Raw genomic sequence first — 17398 nt, 5'->3', positions numbered from 1 at the left:
CCCTGGACCGTTCCCGCCCGGCCACACCCGCCGGGCCGCCGGTCCCGCCCCCGCTGCGCGGACTGCTGCGCCCGGCTCGCCCGGTCGCCCGGCCCGGGGACGACGGCGCGGCGGCGGACACGGGTCAGGCCCCCGGCGGGGAGGAGGGCTCCTGGCGGGAACGACTGGCGGCGCTGCCCGTCGCCGAACGCGCACCCGCGCTGTTGGAACTGGTCCGCGAGATGGCCGCCCTGGTGCTCGGTCACCCGGACGCGTCGGCCGTGGGCGCCGAGCAGCCCTTCGCCGAGCTGGGCTTCGACTCCCTGACCGGAGTGCTGCTGCGCAACCAGTTGATCATCCACACGCGCGTACGGCTGCCCGCCACCATCGCGTTCGACCGGCCCAGCGCCCGGGAGCTGGCCGACCATCTGTACACGAAGTTGAGCGATTCGCTGGGCGATGGGCCGCCCCCGACCGAAGAGGCGGCCGCCGAGCCCGAAACGCCCCGGCCCGATCCGGTGTCCGCGCCCGACCGGCCCCACGGCAGGCGGGCGGCGCAGACGCTGGGCTCCCTCTACCGGCGGGTGTGCGAGATGGGCGATGTGGTCTCGGCGATGCATCTGCTGGTGACCGCCTCCCTCGCCATGCCGGTGTTCGACCCCGCCGACGGCGCCCGGCACGCCCTCGCCCCGCTGCGCCTGGCCAAGGGCGGGGAGGCCACCAAGGGCGCCGAGGCGCCCGCGCTGGTGTGCTTCCCAGGCTTCTCCGCCACCCCCAGTGGGTCCTGGTACGGGCCGCTGGCCTCCTGCTTCGCCGGCGAGCGCGACGTCTTCGAGCTTCAACACCCCGGCGTTCTGCACGGGGAGGCGGTCCCGCGCGACTGGGACACGTTCGTCGACCTGCACGTCGCCACCGTGCGTGAACACCTCGGCGACCGGCCGTACGTCGTCCTCGGCTACTCGATGGGTGGCTACCCGGCACACGCGGTGGCCGCCCGGCTCGCGGCGACCGGCACCCCGCCCGCCGGCCTCGTCGTCGTGGACACCTACCACGTCACACCGGAGCGCGAGGATGCGCGCTGGCTGCTCGCCATGCCCGCCCGATACCCCCTGGAGATGGGCGAGCGGTTCGACGCCGCGGTGGACGATGTGTCCATGGCCGCGCTGGGGGCCTACACCCGTATGGCCCGCGGCTGGCGCCCGGAGCCGACGGACGTCCCCACGCTGCTGGTCCGCGCCACCGATCCGCTGCCGGAGCTGCTGACCCACGGCGATGGTGAGGCGCGGGACGGGGGCGGGCAGACCTCCTGGCGGGAGCCGTACGACACCGTGGACGTCCCCGGCAGCCACTGGAGCCTGTTGGAGGAACACGCGCACACCACGGCCGAGGCGATCCGGGCGTGGATCGGCGCGCTGGGCGGCGTCACTGCCGGATGACCCGGAAGGGGCCCTACGCCGGGGCCCCTTCCGGCATGCAGACCCGGGACACGGCCGCACGGGCGCGGCCGGCGGTGTCCCCCGACACCCGACCGGTCGCGCCCGCGCACTCGCTAGCCGACCGGCCGCAGATCCAGCAGTGCGGCCACGGCGTCCGCGGTCTGCGGATATCGGGTCAGCAACTCACCCGCCACCAGCCGCTGCGCCCCGCCGTCGCCGGGCTCGGCGGTCCGCCACCCCGCGTCGTACCCGAGCGATCCGGCGACGGCGTCACAGGTCGCCGGATGGGCGGCCAGCAACCGCGCGACCACCCCGCCCGGCGCCGCGTCAGCACCGCCTGGCTGCACCATTGATGCCGTCGGCCGCGCCGACCACGGCGGCACCCACGCGTCGACCGCGGGCAGCGCGGCCGGGAAGGTGCGGCCCGCCTCGCGCACCAGCACCGGCACCAGCTCCCGCGCACCGTCGCGCAGGGTCGTGATCAGCTTGGGCAGCCAGGGGAGCAGGACCGAGTCGGGCAGGCGCGCAAAGGCCTTGGACAGCTGCTCGACCACGAAGGGCGTCAGCGTCGGCACCGGCTCCAGCGCCTGTACGAACCCGCTCATATAGCGCGGGAACGCCGGGATGACCAGCGGGTTGGCCAGCAGTTCGGCGCAGCGCGAGCGCAGCTCGGCCGAGGACATCAGGCCGAGCCGCGACCGGGCCGCCCACACCAGCGCGACCTTGTCGGGCGCCTCGGGATGCGACTGCCGCACGGCGAGTTCGAGCTGGGTGTGGTCACACCCGAGCGAGAGCGCGAAGCTCTCCATCTCGAACAGGAAGCCCAGCATGGCCGTCACCTGGCGCAGCCCCGTGGCCTCGTCCGCGAAGGCCGTCGGCAGCAGCGTGCAGTAGTGCGCATAGCCCGCCGTGACGAACCGTTCGCACCAGCGCGGCAGCTCTGGCTCCGCGGCCCGGTAGTGGGCCAGCAACCGGCGGATCTGGCGCAGCACCCGAGGCGCGCCGTCCACGGTGCGCTCCGCGGTCAGCAGCTCCACGGCCCGCGCCCCGAGCTCGTCGGCGAGCCGGCGGCTGCCCAGATAGAGGATCGCCTCTTCCACGGCTTCGAGCGCGGTCGCGGCGGTGGCCTCGGGCGCCCAGGCGTCGCGGCGCAGCCGCTGCTCCAGCACCTGCTCGATGGTGACGCCCTCGTAGCCGAGCTCGACGAGAGAGCGCTGGTTGCGGCCGATGGCCAGGTCCCAGCTCTCCTGGATCGACCGCTCGCCCAGCCTGCGGGCGCCCATGATCGGACGGGCCATGTCCCCCAGTAGTCGGCGCAGGATCCACAGCAGGTCGGAGCAGGGTTTGAGCTCCGGGGCGGCCTGCAGATCGAGCAACGCGCGCTGGTTGGTCCGCGCCTGGAGATTGAGCCCGAGCGGTTCCAGACGGTCCAGCACATCGCGGGCCAGCGGCGGAAGCGCGTCATAGCCCACCGCGCCGATGCGGTCGCCGCCCAGCAGGATCTCGCACAGCCGGCGCACATCGCGGCGGCCCGGCACGGTGTCCTTCTCGATGCAGGTGACCGCGGCGTCCTCGAAGTCGTACGGCGTGGGGCGGCCGCGGCCACGCATCCCGGCCAGCAGGATGGAGGTCTCGAACACCGCGATGGCGTCGGCCGTGCTGGCGAGATAGCCATTGCGGCGCGCCAGTCCGACGATGTCGACACACCACCCCAGCAGCTCGGCCTCGTCGAGGTCGTCCAGCACCGGCGGGGTGGCCAGGAACCCGGACAGCCGGTCCGCGACCCCCTCCGGAGAACCCGGAGCGGAGGGCTGCGCGGCACGCCCGCGCACCGCCCGCTTCTTTTTCCCTCCCTTCTCGCCCGCCGGGCGGAACGGGGCGACACCGCTGCGCTTCAGCGCCTTGGCCCAGGTCGCCGAGGCGATCGACACCGCCCCCGGGGCCAGTCCGAACTGCGCCTCGATGGCGGAGTGGCTGGACGGGATGAGCCCGTACATCCAGCGGGTTTCCGTACGGGGGCTGATCTCGTACGGCTCGCCCTCGGCCGCCAGCCCGAACTGCTCGACCGGGCTGGCAGCATGGAAGGCGCCGCACACATACAGGCACCCCGCAGGGTCGGCGCCCGAGGCTGCCAGGTGTTCGCGTATCCGCGTCCACATATAGCGCTCGCGGTCCTCGTCCGGGGCGTCGCGTGCGTGCCGGTCCGGGCGCAGCCGCCGGAACAGGCTGCCGATCATCACCATGACCTGTCGGTATGTGTCGTAGTCCGCGCCGACCAAAGGCTGTTCCACATACTGGTCCCACCACTCGGACCAGTGGCGGACCTTGCCGTGGTGGAGCAGATGCGCCTCCAACTCGGCGAAGCGGGGCCGCAGATCGCCGATCTCGATGCCGACCGCGTCGCCGTGCAGGGCGGCCTCGTCGTGGCGGGCAGTGTCGTCTTCGGCACCGTGTGCACTGCCGCCCGCCGCGGCCGGTGCCTCCGCGGGCTCGGCGGGCTCCCGCGGCGTCCACTGGAAGACATGGTCCGTGGAGCGGTCGACCAGGATCAGCTCCACGTCCGGGCTGTCCAGGGCGTAGGCGATGGCCTGGTACTCGGCCGAGGCCTCGGTGATGGGCGCCACCACACTGAGCGGCGCCCAGTCGGGCGGAAAGCCGTCGATGTCGGTCGCGAACGCCTGGAGTGCCACGGGGAGGCGGCAGTTGCGCAGCTCGTCGAGGAGCGGCCGCAGATCCTCGCACAGCTCCACATAGATGACCTTGGGCTGCTTCTCCCGCAGCCGCCGCACCATGGCCAGCGCCGAGGCCGGTGAGTGATGGCACACCGGGAAGATCTCGAGCTCTTCGCGCAGTGCCCGGTCGACGTCGTCGACCATGCCCGACAGGATGCCGGGGACGGCGCCGGCGTCGTCGGCGAAGGTGGCCGCGGCGTCGCGCAGCTGCTCACGGAGCGCACCGAAGGGATGCGATCCGCCCGACGAACCCGACCCGGCCGACGTGCTCACGGGGCTCTGGGGGCTCGCCGTCGTCATGACAGGGCCGCGATCGTCTCGCGGCCGCCCTCCAGGAAGTCCTGCCAGGGCCCGCCCTCGTCCTTGCTGCGCGGCTCCACGACGCCGTGCCAGAACTTGTTCAGGATGGCCAGGTCCTCGGGGCTGCGCCGGGCCAGCGAACTCACCAGCGAACCGGCCAGCGTCCGCGCGCCGAGGACGCGGTCGCCGAAGAACTGGCTGTGCAGAATGGCGTCCTCGAGCACGCCGATCTGCTCGGCGGTGGACAGCGCCGATTCGAGCTTGTCGTCGTCGCTGGTGGCCGAGGCCGACGCGGTACGCAGATCGGCGAAGCTCTGCAGCAGGATGTCCAGCAGCGTGGGCGGCAACTCCAGCTCGATCCGGTGCCGGCGCAGCAGCTCACTGGTGCGGAACCGGACGATCTCCGCTTCGCTGCGCTTGTTCGTCACCACCGGGATGCGGACGAAGTTGAACCGGCGCTTGAGCGCCGACGACAGGTCGTTCACGCCCCGGTCACGGCTGTTGGCCGTGGCGATGATGGAGAACCCGGGCTGGGCGAAGACGATGTTGTCGTCGTCGAGCTCCGGAATGGAGACATACTTCTCGGACAGGATCGAGATCAGCGCATCCTGCACATCGCTGGTGGACCTGGTCAGTTCCTCGAAGCGGCCGATCACGCCCCGCTCCATGGCCGTCATGATCGGCGAGGGGATCATCGATTCCCGCGACTGTCCCTTGGCGATCACCATCGAGACGTTCCACGAGTACTTGATGTGGTCCTCGGTGGTGCCCGCGGTGCCCTGGACGACCAGGGTCGAGTTACGGCAGATGGCGGCCGAGAGCAGCTCGGCGAGCCAGCTCTTGCCGGTGCCCGGGTCGCCGATCAGCAGCAGTCCCCGGTCCGAGGCGAGCGTCACGATGCTGCGCTCGACAAAGCTGCGGTCGCCGAACCACTTCTGCGGGATCTGCCGGTCGAGCCCGTCGGAGGGTTCGGACCCGAGGACGAACAGCCGGACCATCCGGGGGCTGAGCCGCCAGGAGAACGGCTTGGGGCCGTCGTCGATCGACTCCAGCCAGTCGAGCTCTTCGGCGTACTTCACCTCGGCCGGCGCGCGCAGCATGTTGTTGTCGTTCATTCGTCGGTCTCCTAGGCGAGGAAGTTCTTGAGCTCGAACACGAGCTTGCGGATATGTCCGGAGATCACGGGCGCGCCGAGATCCTTGAGGCGTTCGCGGAACCAGGGGTCCACGCTCTGCCGCCCCGAGCTGTTCACCGAGCCGACCGGGATCAGCTTGACCCCGGAGCGCTGCACGGCCTCGAAGTCGGTCATCAGCGCCCGGTTGTCGTAGAAGTCGGAGATCCACACCAGCACGGTGTTACGGGGATCGGCGATCTTCGGCCGGGCCAGGGCGATCGCGGCGGTGCCGTCGGTACCGCCCCCGAGCCTGGTGCGCAGCAGCACCTCGAACGGGTCGTTCACCCAAGGGGTCAGATCCAGCGCCCGGGTGTCGTAGGCGACGAGGTGGACATCCACCTTGGGCAACCCCGCGAATATAGAGGCGAGGATGGTGCAGTTCACCATCGAGTCGACCATCGACCCCGACTGGTCGACGACCACGATCATCCGGGCGGGCGTGGTCCGCTTGGCGGTGTGGCGGTAGAACAGCTGGTCCACATAGAGCCGTTCGCTCTCCGGGTCCCAGTTGGTCAGGTTCTTCCAGATGGTGCGATCCAGGTCGAGGTTGCGGAAGGTGCGCTTCGGCGGCACCGACCGGTCGATGGTGCCCACGCTCGTCTGCTGCACCTGGGTGCGCAGCACCTCCGCGACCTCGTCGACGTAGCGGCGGATCAGCGCCTTCGCGTTGGCGAGCGCGACGCCCGAGAGGTTGTCCTTGTCCCGGAGCAGCTGCTCGATGAGCGACATGCTGGGCGTCAGCGCTCTGGCCAGTGTCGAATCGGCCAGCACCTCGCGCAGCCGCATACGCCGCACCAGCTCGCCCTCCAGGGCGGACAGGGTGCCGCTCAGCTCCTCCGCACCCTCGGTGCCCAGCGCCTGCCTGCACCAGCCCGCGTCCCGCTGCCAGTCCGCCAGCTGCTTGGCCGTCACATCGCCCGCTCCCGTGTTGAACACATTGAGCAGGAGCTTGGACACCAGGGCGGCCCGGCGCACCTGCTCCCGCGAGTCCTCCGGATCGGCGCCGTCCTCGCCCGAGGAAACCTGGTCGCCGTCCGAGGGCGCCATCAGGTCCTGGAACTCGGTCTCCAGGTCGGGGAAGCGCTGGACGAGGCTGTCCACCGACACGGCCGGGTCCAGCAGGGCGGGCGGCAGCCCGAGGTCGTCGACGATGGCCACACTCGCGGCCTCCAGCGCGGGCTGCTCCTCGGGGTCGAACAGCCGGGCCAGCAGCCGCCAGTAGAGCACCTGCCGCCGGTTCTCGTCGGCGCCGCCGACCGATGTGTCATGCACGGCGTCGTACGGGGTGTCGTACGGCATCTCGTGCGTGGTCTCATGCGTGATGTCGGTCATTTCCGCAGCAGCCGTCCCGCTCGCTCCCGCAGCACGGCGACCGCGTCGCCCGCCCTGGCCTCGGCCTTGGCGACCTTGGGATCCGTGATCCCCAGCGCCCAGTCGCCGCCGTGCACCTCGACCGGCTTGCGCTTGACCGTCGCCTGGACCGCCAAGGGCTGCACCATCCAGCGCCCGCCGTCCCAGCGGAGCAGGCTGATACAGGCGGAGGACGCGGCCACCAGCGCGGGCGTCAGCGGCCCGCAGGCGGGCAGCCGGTCCAGGTCGACGGGGAGGGTCCGTCCGTCCAGCTCCAGCGCGCTCCCGTCCGTGGTGTACCCCTCCAGCAGCACCGGTTCGGCGATGCGCACCGGATGGCGCTCCAGCGGCGGGACCGGCGGCGCGAGCGCGCCGGCGAGCTGGATCCGGGCGGTGGCGAAGGGGTCCGCGGGCTCGCCCGCGGTGGCCCGGTCGTCGTGCCACACCAGGTCGCCACCGGGCAGCAGCGGCAGATCGGCGACCTCCAGGGCACGGCGCTCCGCCAGCGCGGTCAACAGCACGGGATGGCCGTGCAGCAGCCGCCACAGAGCCGGGCCGACGATCGTGTCGACCTTCGCGGCGACCACGCTCGTACGCACCAGGCGCGCCGGTGCACCGTCGGCGGGCTCCAGGACCGCGTGGACCTGCGCCTGCACGGCGGTGCCGTGCTCGTGTACGTCCACGCCGAGGAGCAGCAGCCGCCCCGACACCGATTCGACCGGAGGGGCCGCGCAGGACAGATCCGTGACGTCGTCCTCCCATGACAGCGTCAGCGCGCGCGCCCACAGGTCGGCCCAGCGCCGCGCGGGCAGCCGCTCCGCCGTCGCGAGCGGGGAGGACGCGCGCAGCTCCGCCGCCAGGCCGTCCAGGAGCACCGCCAGGCGCCGCAGTTCGGGCTCGGCCAGCAGGGCCTCGATGGTCTGGTCCGCGGCGGATATCAGATCGTGGCCGACGCCCCGCCAGCCCGCGATGGCCAGCTCGCGGAGCCATGACCGGGATCCGGCGAGCATGCTCCGCGCCGCGGGCGCCGCCGCGGGCGGCTCCTGCCACGCATCCCTAGTGCGTCCGAGCGCGGCGTCCAGGTCGGCCAGCCGGGCGTCGTGCACCGCGCCGAGGAGGGCGGTGCGCGCGCCCGCCAGGGCCGCCAGATGGTCGTCCGAGACGGAGCCGGCGGCGACCTTCCCGGTCGCCTCGGCCACCGCCGGGCCCAGGGGGGAGGCGGCGACGGCGCCGGCCAGGGCGGTCAGCGCCGCGGACCGCTCTTCGCCGAGCCGGGCGAGCCCGTGGACGAGCGTGTCGTCGAAACCGGCCACCAGGTCGAGGGCTTCCGCGACCCCGGGCGGATCGGCGTCGAGCAGTTCGGCCAGTTGCACACCGAGCATCAGCGGACCGCCTCCGTGGCCGGGAACCAGTGCAGTTCGGGGACGGGCGCCGTGGTGTCCGGCAGCTCCAGATAGGCCAGGTGCCGCAGGAAGCGGCTGAACACCACGGCCGCCGACGCGGACTCGCGCGAGCCCGACAGACGGCTCATCAGATCCGCGCCCCCGCCGCCCCCGCTTTCTGGGCCTACCTCGACGTGGAGATAGCGGGCCACGCGGTCGATCCCGTACTGCAGCACCGCCTCGTCGACCAGCGCGCACAGATGCTTGCACGGCCCCCCGCTGACCCCGCCGCACGGCCGGTTGTTGTTCGTACTGCAGCTGTAGTCATGGGTGCGCGCGGCGATCGACGAGACATACACCCGGGCGATGTCCGAGCCGCTGGACACCACCCCCTGCAATCGGCCCTCCGCCAGTTCGACGAAGGGAACCTTCGCCAGCTTGCGCGGCCGTACGGGAGGAATCACCCGGACCGTACTGCACTGCTCCCACGCGGCCGTGTCCGCGTTCACAACTATCGACCTCCAGCCTGGCGCCTGCGCCGAGACGATTGCTCACATCCGAAAACAGCATCGCGGATGCCACTGACAATCCCGTCTCGGCCGCATGGCGCCAGGCTCTGCTCACCGCGGGGTGAGGGCCGTCAGTGCGACTCCCGGGCGACGAAGGAACCGCGGGTTCCGGCGAGGAAGTCCAGACCGGCGCCCCGGTCGGCCTGTTCGACATGCGCGCGGTAGATGTGCTCCCAGCCGCTCTCCGCGGGCGGGGCGGCGGCGGTCACGGGCTCCCGTGCGGCGAGTTCTTCGTCCGGCACGTCCAGCCTCAGCACGCGCCGTTCCACGTCCAGCTCGATCCAGTCGCCCGTACGGACCAGCCCCAGCGGCCCGCCCGCCGCGGACTCCGGGGCGATGTGCAGGACGACGGTGCCGAAGGCGGTACCGCTCATACGGGCGTCGCTGATCCGGACCATGTCCCGTACACCGGACTCCAACACCTTGCGGGGCAGCGGCATGTTTCCCACTTCGGGCATGCCCGGGTAGCCGCGGGGACCGCACCCCCGTAGGACCAGCACATCGGACGCCGCCACCTCGAGCTCGGGGTCGTCGATCCGGGCGTGGAAGTCCTCGATACCGTCGAACACCACGGCCCGGCCCCGGTGGCGCAACAACTCGGGTGTCGCGGCGGCCGGTTTGATGACCGCCCCGTCGGGACACAGGTTGCCACGGAGCACGGCGAGCCCGGCCTGGTGCGCGATGGGCTCGTCGGCGGTGCGGATGACGGTGAGGTCGGTGCTGGAGCGGCCGGATATCTGATCGGTGAGGGAGCAGCCGGAGACGGTGACGCTCGGCTCCAGTCGGTCCTTGATCTGTCCGAGCACCGCGTCCAGGCCACCGGCCCGGTGGAAGTCCTCCATGAGATGGGCCCCGGCGGGTTGCACATCGGCGAGCAGGGGAATGTCACGGCCCGCGCGGTCGATGTCCTCCAGGCCGATCTCCACGCCGACCCGGCGGGCGAGGGCCAGCAGATGGACGACGGCGTTGGTGGACCCGCCGATGGCGGCCACCGCGCGCACCGCGTTCAGCAGGGCCTCGCGGGTCAGCACGGCGCTCGGACGGAGGTCTTCGGCGACCATCTCGACGATGCGGTTGCCCGCCGTGTGCGACAGCTCCAGCAGCCGGCTGTCCGGCGCGGGGAGCCCGGCGTTCCCCGGCAGTGTCATGCCCAGCGACTCGGCGACACAGGCCATCGTGGACGCGGTGCCCATGGTGTTGCAGTGTCCGCGGCTGCGGATCATCGCCGACTCCGCGCGCCGTAGATCCGAGCGTGGCATCCGCCCGGCGCGAACCTCCTCGCTCATCTCCCAGACCCCCGTGCCGCACCCCAGCGGGCGCCCCTTCCAGGAGCCGTTGAGCATGGGGCCACCGGTGACCATCAGCGTGGGCAGATCGACCGACGCGGCCCCCAGCAGCAGCGACGGAACCGTCTTGTCACAGCCGCCGAGCAGGACGACACCGTCCACCGGATTGGCGCGGATCAGCTCCTCGACGACCATCGCGGCCAGGTCGCGGAAGAACATCGCGGTCGGGCGCAGCAGGGTCTCGCCCAGCGACGGCACCGGCAGCTCCAGCGGCACACCGCCGGACTCCCACACACCGCGCTTCACATGCTCGGCTATCTCACGGAAGTGGCTGTTGCAGGGCGTCAGATCCGACCAGGTGTTGCAGATGACGATCTGCGGCCGCCCGTCGAAGGCGTGGTCGGGGAGGCCGCGGCGCATCCAGGCGCGGTGGATGAAGGCATCGCGGGAGTCTCCCGCGTACCACTGCTGCGACCGAGTCGTGCCACTCATACGAACCGTTCCGATCTGTCGACGAAGATCCGTGAAGATCCGTGCGAGTAAGACCTTGCCCGCGTAACCCGCCCGTCATGGCTCGGCGGACCGCCGACCGGCACCGAAAGTTTCGAATAGCGCCGCTTACGCGACCGAAACATTGACCGCATGACAACCGGTTCCTACATTGAGCCCGCCTGGACACGGCGCAAAGGGCAGAAGAATCCACGGAATTTTCGAGCGTCGAAACTTTCGAAATCCCGAACTTGCAACGGCGCAATGCCGAACATGGAAGCAGAGAGGTGAGGGCATGAAGTACCACGCCAGCCGGAGGGTTTGGGTGGTGGCGGCCACAGCCACGGTCATCGCCCTCACGGCATCGGGTTGCGGGAGCGGCGCGGGCGACTCGGACGGCAAGACCACGCTGACCGTGACCACCCAGGTCGACTACGGATACCGGGATCTGTACAAGGAGTACGAGAAGAGCCACCCCGGCATCAAGATTCGCGAGGTGCTTGTCGACGACCTGCCGAAGAAGCTGGTCACCCAGCTCGCGGCGAACCGCGGCGCCTCCGATGTGGTGGGCCTCGGCGACGACACCATCGGCGAGTTCAAGCCCAGCTACCAGCGCTTCGTCAACCTCGCCGACCACGGCGTCAACAACACCGACGACCCGTGGGTGCGGTGGGCGTACGACTACGGCACGGTCGAGGGCGGCAAGTACGTGATGGGCCTGCGCACCGACATCGGCGGGCTCGGCATCTGCTACCGCACCGATCTGTTCAAGGAGGCCGGGCTGCCCACCGACCCCGAGCGGGTCGGTCAACTCTGGCCCACCTGGGACAAGTTCACCGAAGTCGGCGAGGAATTCCGGGCCAAGGTGAAGGACGCCTCCTTCACCGCCAATACCGGAGACATCTGGGTCGGGATGGAGAACCAGCACAAGGAGACGTTCTTCTCCGAATCCGACGACTCGTTCATGGCCGATGAGAACTCCGGTCTCAAACAGGACTTCCTGACCGCCGCGAGCATGTCCGTACGGAAGGTCAGCGGCGGATACCCGCCCTTCACCCCGGAAATGGCCAATGCCCTGAAGACCGGCAAGGCGGCAACCGCTGTCTGTCCCGCCTGGAAGCTGGACCGCACCAAGGAGGCATCCGGCCCCGGAAACTCGGGCAAGTGGTCGGTGGCCGCGGCCCCTCAGGGCGGCAACTGGGGCGGCTCCTATCTGCTGGTGCCCAAGCAGACCAAGCACACCAAGGAGGCGGTCGAGCTCGCCCGCTGGCTGACCTCGTCGAAGGTCCAGAAGAGGCTCTTCCTCTCCAAGGGCTACCTCTCCAGCCATCCGTCGGTCTACAGCGACCCCACCGTGCAGGCGAAGAAGGACACGTACTTCTCCAACGCCCCCACCGGCAAGATCTTCGCCGAGGCCGTCGACAAGATGCAGCCCATCTACCGCGGCACCAAGGACAGCGACGTGGCCACCGCCTTTATGAACGCGCTGCTCCGGGTCGAACAGGGCAAGCAGAAGCCGGAGGACGCCTGGAGTCAGGCGGTCTCCGACGCGGAGAAGGTGGCGGGGGACTGACTCGATGACGGTCACCGAGACCCGCCCCGGGGCGGAGGCCACCACGGCCTCCGCCCCGGGGCACCACCCCCGACGCCGTGCCTGGCGATCCCGTCTGACCCGCTTCGACCTGCGCTACACCCCGTATGTCTTCATCGCCCCGTTCTTTGTGATCTTCGGTGTCTTCGCGGTCTGGCCGCTGCTGTACACCGGCTGGATCTCCTTCCACAAGTGGGCGATCATCGAAGGCGACCAGGGCTGGCTCGGACTCCACAACTACCAGGCCCTTTTCGCCGACGAGTACTTCTGGAACGCGCTGCTCAACACCGCCCTGCTGCTGGTGCTCGGCACCGGAGTGCAACTGGCCGTGGCGCTGTGGCTCGCCGGTGTGCTCAACCGGAAGCTGAGCGCCAGCGCGGTCTGGCGGGCCGGGGTCGTGCTGCCGCATATCGTGTCCGTGGTCGCCGTGAGCCTGGTGTTCGCGCAGCTCTACGGCTTCCACACGGGCGTCGTCAACGATGTGCTGAGCGTGGTCGGCATCGACCGGATCGACTGGCAGGCCAGTCGCTGGACCGCGATCCCCGCGGTCGCCACCATCATCATCTGGCGCTGGGCCGGCTACTACGCGCTGATCTTCCTCGCCGCCATGCAGGGCATCCCGCGCGAGCTCAACGAGGCCGCGATGCTCGACGGCGCCTCCAGGCGGCGCATCTTCTGGTCGATCACCGTGCCCTCGATCCGCCCCACCATCATCTTCTCCGTCGTGATGTCGACCATCGGCGCCATGCAGACCTTCACCGAGCCCCAGCTCTTCGACGTCCAGGGCACCGACGGCACCGGTGGCAGCGACCGGCAGTTCCAGACTCTGATGATGTACCTCTACGAAAAGGGGTTCCGCGAGTTCAACGCGGGCTACGCGGCCACCCTCGCCTGGGTGATGTTCCTGCTCATCGCCGTCGTCTCCGGCATCAACTACGCGCTGTCGCGGCGCATCGCCTCGAAGGACTGATGCCGTCATGGCCCTCGCCACCCACCCCACGGCCGGCCGCCGCCGGCCTAAGTCCGACGGCGGCCGGCGCCCCGGATTCCTCGTCTACGCCACGCTCGTCGGCGTGCTCGCCGCCTCAGTGTTCCCGCTCTACTACTCGTTCGTCCTGCCCACCCGTGACAACTCGGCGATCGGCGATTCGCTGCTCACTCTCACGCCGGGCGGCAATCTGCTCCACAACATCCAGCGCGTCTACGACACCGTCGACTTCTGGCTGGCCCTGCGCAACTCGCTGATCATCTCCACCACGGTGACGGTGTGCTGCGTCCTGCTGTCCTCGCTCGCCGGATTCGCCTTCGCCAAACTGCCGTTCCGGGGGCGCAACGCGCTGTTCGTCGCGGTGGTGATCACCGCGATGCTCCCCACCCAACTCGGCATGATCCCGCTGTACATGCTGATGGGAAACCTCGGCTGGATCGCCACCCTGAAGGCCGTCATCGTCCCGGCGCTCGTCAACGCCTTCGCCGTCTTCTGGATGCGGCAGGCCTGCGACGAGTCCGTGCCGTACGAGCTCGTCGAGGCCGCCCGCGTCGACGGCTGCTCCACACTCGGCATCTTCTGGCATGTGGCGCTGCCCGCAATCCGCCCGCAGGCCGCCGTGCTCGCCATGTTCACCTTCATGGCCACCTGGAACGACTTCATGTGGCCGCTGATCGTCCTGGACCCGTCCCTCACCCCGACCGTGCAGACCGCGCTGTCCTCGCTGGCCAGCGGGTACGCCCTCGACTACACGCTCATCCTGTCCGGCGCCGCCATCGGGGTGCTGCCGCTGCTGCTCGTCTTCCTCCTGCTGTCCCGGCAGATCGTCGCCGGTGTGATGCAGGGCGCCGTCAAGGGCTGACCGCCCCGCAACCGCCGCCGGCGGCGCGTTTCGGACCGCGCCCAGGCGCTTTCCCAAGCCGTACGAAAGGACCTGCATGACCGCGGGCCATATCCGCAACCCCGTGCTGCCCGGATTCCACCCGGACCCGAGCATTGTGCGCGTCGGTGCGGACTACTTCCTCGCCACCTCCACCTTCGAGTGGTTCCCGGGCGTGCCCGTGCACCGCTCCACCGACCTGGTCCACTGGGAGCCGGCCGGCCATATCCTGGACCGCGCCGACCTGCTCGACCTGCGCGGCGTCCCGGACTCGGCCGGGGTGTGGGCGCCCTCGCTCTCGTACCACGACGGCCGGTTCTGGCTGGTGTACAGCGTCGTGCGCACCATCGGCCATCCGTACAAGGACGTCGACAACTACCTCGTCACCGCCCCGGACATCTCCGGTCCGTGGTCGGAGCCGGTGTTCCTCAACTCCTCCGGCTTCGACCCCTCCCTCTTCCACGACGAGGACGGGCGCACCTGGCTGCTCAACATCCAGTGGGATCCGCGCGACGGACACCCCGCCTTCGCGGGCATCCTGCTCCAGGAGTACGACCCCGGAAAACAGGCCCTGATCGGGGCCCCGCGCACGGTCCTCACCCACGATGTGCTGATCGAGGGGCCCAATGTCTACCGCCACAACGGCTGGTACTACCTGATGCTCGCCGAGGGGGGAACCGGCTGGAACCACGGCATCCTGATGGCCCGCTCGCGCGAGCTGACCGGACCGTATGAGCTCGACCCGGCCGGTTCGCTGCTGACCACCCGCGACGCGCCCGAGTGGCCGCTGCAGAAGGCCGGCCACGGCGAGCTGGTGCGGACGGGCGAGGGGGAGTGGTTTCTCGCGCATCTGGCCTCGCGCCCGGTCCGTACGCTCGCCGGGGCGCGGTGTGTGCTCGGCCGCGAGACCTGTCTGCAGCGGGTGGTGTGGACCGACGACGGCTGGCTGCGGCTGGCGGACGGCGGCCGTCTGCCGAGCCTGGAGGTGGCCGCCCCCCGGGGTGTCGCACCGACCCCGGCGCCGGTCCGGCCCGCCCGGGACGACTTCGACGCGCCCGCCCTCGCCCCGTACTGGAACACCCTGCGCGCGCCCGCGACCTCCCAGTGGCTGAGCCTGGCCGAACGCCCCGGCCATCTGCGGCTGCGTGGCCGCCAGAGCCCGCACTCGCGCTACGACCAGAGCCTGGTCGCCCGCCGGCTGACGTCGGTGCGCTGCGAGGCGACGACGGTGGTCGACTTCCGCCCCTCCCACTTCAGCCAGCTCGCGGGCCTGATCTGCTGGTACGACACCACCACCCACTACTATCTGCGGCTGACCCACGCCGAGGGCAGGGGCCGGGTGCTGGGCGTGGTGTTCACGGACGACGGTGCGTACGGCGAGCTGCCGTCCTGCGAACTCGACGTCGACGCGTGGCCGCTGGTGCATCTGCGGGCCCGCTTCGACGGCCCGGAGTTGCGCTTCGCCGCCTCGCCGGACGGGGTGTCCTGGCAGGACGTCGGCCCGGCCCTGGAGGCGACCAGGCTCTCCGACGACTACGGGGAACGACTGCGGTTCACCGGGGCGTTCGTCGGGGTCTGCGCCCAGGACCTGGGCGGGACCCGGGTCGCGGCGGACTTCGACTGGTTCGAACTGCGCGATCTCGCGCCGTGACCGGCCGCCCCGGGCGGTCACGGATGAGCCCGGGGCGGTGAGTACGGATGGAGCGCGGGTCAGGGCGGGCCGAGGGGCGTCAGGACGGTTTGAGCGGCGTCAGGACAGGCCGAGCGCGGGGAAGACCGACGCGTCGAGGAAGCGGAGGAGATAGTCGGAGTCGGCGGGCTTCCCGTCCAGCAGCGATCTGACCCGCATCACGCCGATCAGCTGGGCGGGGACGAACTCGGCCGCCGCGCTGTCCGCCGGGATCTCGCCGCGCTCGATCGCGCGCCGGACCATGACCGCGATCACCGAGACCTCCCGGGAGAACAGGGCGTCGTGCAGCGCCTGGAGCAGGCTCGGGTCGCCGAGCGCGGCATGGCCCAGCGCGTACAGCAATGTGGTGTCCGAGTCGCACATCCGCCCCACGACGCGCGCCGTCTCCCGCAGGTCGCCGACGAGGCTGCCGGTGTCGATGCCGTCCAGCGCCATGCGCCGGTCACAGCGGCGCAGCGCGGCGGCGACCAGCTGGGGCTTGGTCTTCCACTGCCGGTAGAGGGTGGACCTGCTCGCCTTGGCCCGGGCGGCGACCCCCTCGAAGGTGCAGGCCTCATAGCCGCCCTCGGTCAGCAGGGCGAGGACGGCGTCGAAGATCTCCTGCTCGCGCTCGGGACTGATCTTGGAGCGGCGTTGGGTGTCCGCCGTGGTGGGCGCTGCCATCAGCTCGGCACTCTCCTCCCGCTGTGAGCTTTTCCGCCGGTGCCTCGGTCCTGCCGACCGTGATCGACTGGAGTGAGGGTGCGGTATGCGACTGTGCGGCACAACACACGGTACACGAGCGTATCGATACGTGCCTGTGCCGATACACTGTTGTATCGATACGCAGATGTATCGCAGCACGTCCATATTCAAAGGGGCCGGGTAATGCCGTGAACGCCACCCTCATAGCCGTCACCCTCGCACTCCTGTCGGCCGTCGCCTACGCGACCGCGGCCGTCGCGCAGGAGCGCCTTGCCGCCCGTACCGGCCCGGGCGGACTGCGGCGACTGCTGGCGCAGGGCGCCTGGTGGTCGACCGTCGGACTCAACTCCACCGGAGCCCTGCTCCATGTGGCAGCCCTCAAATTCGGGCCGCTCACCCTGGTCCAGCCCCTCGGCGCGCTCACGCTGGTCGCCGCCGTACCACTCGGCGCCCGGGTGGCAGGACGGAGCGCCACCCACGGCGAGTGGCGGGGCACCGCGCTCACTCTCATCGGCCTCGGCGCGCTGCTGCCGCTCACCGTCGGTGACGGCGCCCCCGACAAGACGCTCGGCACTGTCGCCGCGCTCGCCGTCGCCGCGATCGTGCTGGCCCTGGTCGCCCTGCTCATCCAGGCCCGCCGCGGCCGGGGGCTCGGCCACGCCGCCGCCTCCGGCATCACCTCCGGAGCCGCGTCGGCGCTCACCCAGACCCTGACGGTCGCGGGGCTGGCCCTGACCTGGCGGTTCGCCATCGTGGGCGTACTCGTCGCGGGCCTGGCCGTGGGCGGGCTGCTGCTGTCCCAGACCGCCTACACCGGCGGCCTCGGCGCACCGCTGGCCGTTCTGACCCTGGCCAATCCGATGGCCGC

General features: G+C 70.8%; 13 protein-coding genes. 6 read left to right on the top strand and 7 right to left on the bottom strand.

All coding sequences use genetic code 11. The features are described 5' to 3' along the window. Positions 1–1415, top strand: a 1415-nt coding sequence (locus CCN51_RS33420) for an alpha/beta fold hydrolase (RefSeq protein ID WP_143675965.1), incomplete at its 5' end; no start/stop codon positions are given. A gap of 113 nt (positions 1416–1528) precedes the next feature. On the opposite strand, the gene CCN51_RS33415 is transcribed toward CCN51_RS33420, so the two are convergent. The 6 genes from CCN51_RS33415 to CCN51_RS33390 form a co-directional block, all read right to left on the bottom strand. Continuing rightward, positions 1529–4447, bottom strand: coding sequence for a DUF5682 family protein (locus CCN51_RS33415; protein WP_193383696.1), 2919 nt, complete (start codon positions 4445–4447; stop codon positions 1529–1531). After that, positions 4444–5562: an ATP-binding protein gene (locus tag CCN51_RS33410; protein ID WP_014174476.1), complete on the bottom strand. Its 1119-nt coding sequence runs from the start codon at positions 5560–5562 to the stop codon at positions 4444–4446. The genes CCN51_RS33415 and CCN51_RS33410 overlap by 4 nt, the downstream gene beginning before the upstream one ends. An 11-nt stretch (positions 5563–5573) precedes the next feature. After that, positions 5574–6920 (bottom strand): VWA domain-containing protein, encoded by a 1347-nt coding sequence (locus CCN51_RS33405; protein ID WP_055414127.1) that lies wholly within the window; start codon positions 6918–6920, stop codon positions 5574–5576. A gap of 29 nt (positions 6921–6949) precedes the next feature. Beyond that, the gene (locus tag CCN51_RS33400) at positions 6950–8353 is read right to left on the bottom strand and encodes a hypothetical protein (RefSeq protein WP_014174474.1); all 1404 of its coding nucleotides are present in this window, start codon (positions 8351–8353) and stop codon (positions 6950–6952) included. Continuing rightward, on the bottom strand, positions 8353–8862 hold the full coding sequence (locus CCN51_RS33395) for a hypothetical protein (RefSeq protein ID WP_014174473.1): 510 nt from the start codon (positions 8860–8862) through the stop codon (positions 8353–8355). The genes CCN51_RS33400 and CCN51_RS33395 overlap by 1 nt, the downstream gene beginning before the upstream one ends. Before the next feature lie 131 nt (positions 8863–8993). Then, positions 8994–10700: an IlvD/Edd family dehydratase gene (locus tag CCN51_RS33390; RefSeq protein ID WP_014174472.1), complete on the bottom strand. Its 1707-nt coding sequence runs from the start codon at positions 10698–10700 to the stop codon at positions 8994–8996. A 292-nt stretch (positions 10701–10992) separates the two neighbouring features. Between CCN51_RS33390 and CCN51_RS33385 the strand changes: the two genes are divergently transcribed. The 4 genes from CCN51_RS33385 (at position 10993) to CCN51_RS33370 (ending at position 15807) form a co-directional block, all read left to right on the top strand. Further along, positions 10993–12270, top strand: coding sequence for an ABC transporter substrate-binding protein (locus tag CCN51_RS33385; protein WP_043486301.1), 1278 nt, complete (start codon positions 10993–10995; stop codon positions 12268–12270). 4 nt (positions 12271–12274) lie between these two features. After that, positions 12275–13258, top strand: a complete 984-nt coding sequence (locus tag CCN51_RS33380) for a carbohydrate ABC transporter permease (RefSeq protein ID WP_014174470.1) — start codon at positions 12275–12277, stop codon at positions 13256–13258. A 7-nt stretch (positions 13259–13265) separates the two neighbouring features. Continuing rightward, entirely contained in the window at positions 13266–14138 is an 873-nt protein-coding gene (locus CCN51_RS33375; RefSeq protein ID WP_014174469.1) for a carbohydrate ABC transporter permease, read from the top strand. A gap of 76 nt (positions 14139–14214) precedes the next feature. Then, positions 14215–15807, top strand: coding sequence for a glycoside hydrolase family 43 protein (locus CCN51_RS33370; protein ID WP_014174468.1), 1593 nt, complete (start codon positions 14215–14217; stop codon positions 15805–15807). A 99-nt stretch (positions 15808–15906) separates the two neighbouring features. On the opposite strand, the gene CCN51_RS33365 is transcribed toward CCN51_RS33370, so the two are convergent. Beyond that, positions 15907–16509 carry a TetR/AcrR family transcriptional regulator gene (locus tag CCN51_RS33365; protein ID WP_014174467.1) on the bottom strand — a complete coding sequence of 201 codons (603 nt, stop codon included), beginning with the start codon at positions 16507–16509 and terminating at the stop codon, positions 15907–15909. 209 nt (positions 16510–16718) lie between these two features. On the opposite strand from CCN51_RS33365, the gene CCN51_RS33360 reads away from it, so the two are divergent. Next, a partial coding sequence (locus tag CCN51_RS33360; protein ID WP_086860453.1) for a DMT family protein occupies positions 16719–17398 on the top strand: 680 nt, incomplete at its 3' end.

Source organism: Streptomyces milbemycinicus (assembly GCF_002154605.1).
GTDB classification, from domain to species: domain Bacteria; phylum Actinomycetota; class Actinomycetes; order Streptomycetales; family Streptomycetaceae; genus Streptomyces; species Streptomyces milbemycinicus.
The sequence above is the reverse complement of the archived record's forward strand: the minus strand, read 5'-3'. Positions and strand labels throughout refer to the sequence as shown.

Excerpts from the sequence above, each read along its gene's own strand:
- CCN51_RS33415 (WP_193383696.1), bottom strand. The coding sequence starts at position 4,447 with ATGACGACGGCGAGCCCCCAGAGCCCCGTGAGCACGTCGGCCGGGTCG.
- CCN51_RS33410 (WP_014174476.1), bottom strand. The coding sequence starts at position 5,562 with ATGAACGACAACAACATGCTGCGCGCGCCGGCCGAGGTGAAGTACGCC.
- CCN51_RS33405 (WP_055414127.1), bottom strand. The coding sequence starts at position 6,920 with ATGCCGTACGACACCCCGTACGACGCCGTGCATGACACATCGGTCGGC.
- CCN51_RS33400 (WP_014174474.1), bottom strand. The coding sequence starts at position 8,353 with ATGCTCGGTGTGCAACTGGCCGAACTGCTCGACGCCGATCCGCCCGGG.
- CCN51_RS33390 (WP_014174472.1), bottom strand. The coding sequence starts at position 10,700 with ATGAGTGGCACGACTCGGTCGCAGCAGTGGTACGCGGGAGACTCCCGC.
- CCN51_RS33385 (WP_043486301.1), top strand. The coding sequence starts at position 10,993 with ATGAAGTACCACGCCAGCCGGAGGGTTTGGGTGGTGGCGGCCACAGCC.
- CCN51_RS33380 (WP_014174470.1), top strand. The coding sequence starts at position 12,275 with ATGACGGTCACCGAGACCCGCCCCGGGGCGGAGGCCACCACGGCCTCC.
- CCN51_RS33375 (WP_014174469.1), top strand. The coding sequence starts at position 13,266 with ATGGCCCTCGCCACCCACCCCACGGCCGGCCGCCGCCGGCCTAAGTCC.
- CCN51_RS33370 (WP_014174468.1), top strand. The coding sequence starts at position 14,215 with ATGACCGCGGGCCATATCCGCAACCCCGTGCTGCCCGGATTCCACCCG.
- CCN51_RS33365 (WP_014174467.1), bottom strand. The coding sequence starts at position 16,509 with ATGGCAGCGCCCACCACGGCGGACACCCAACGCCGCTCCAAGATCAGT.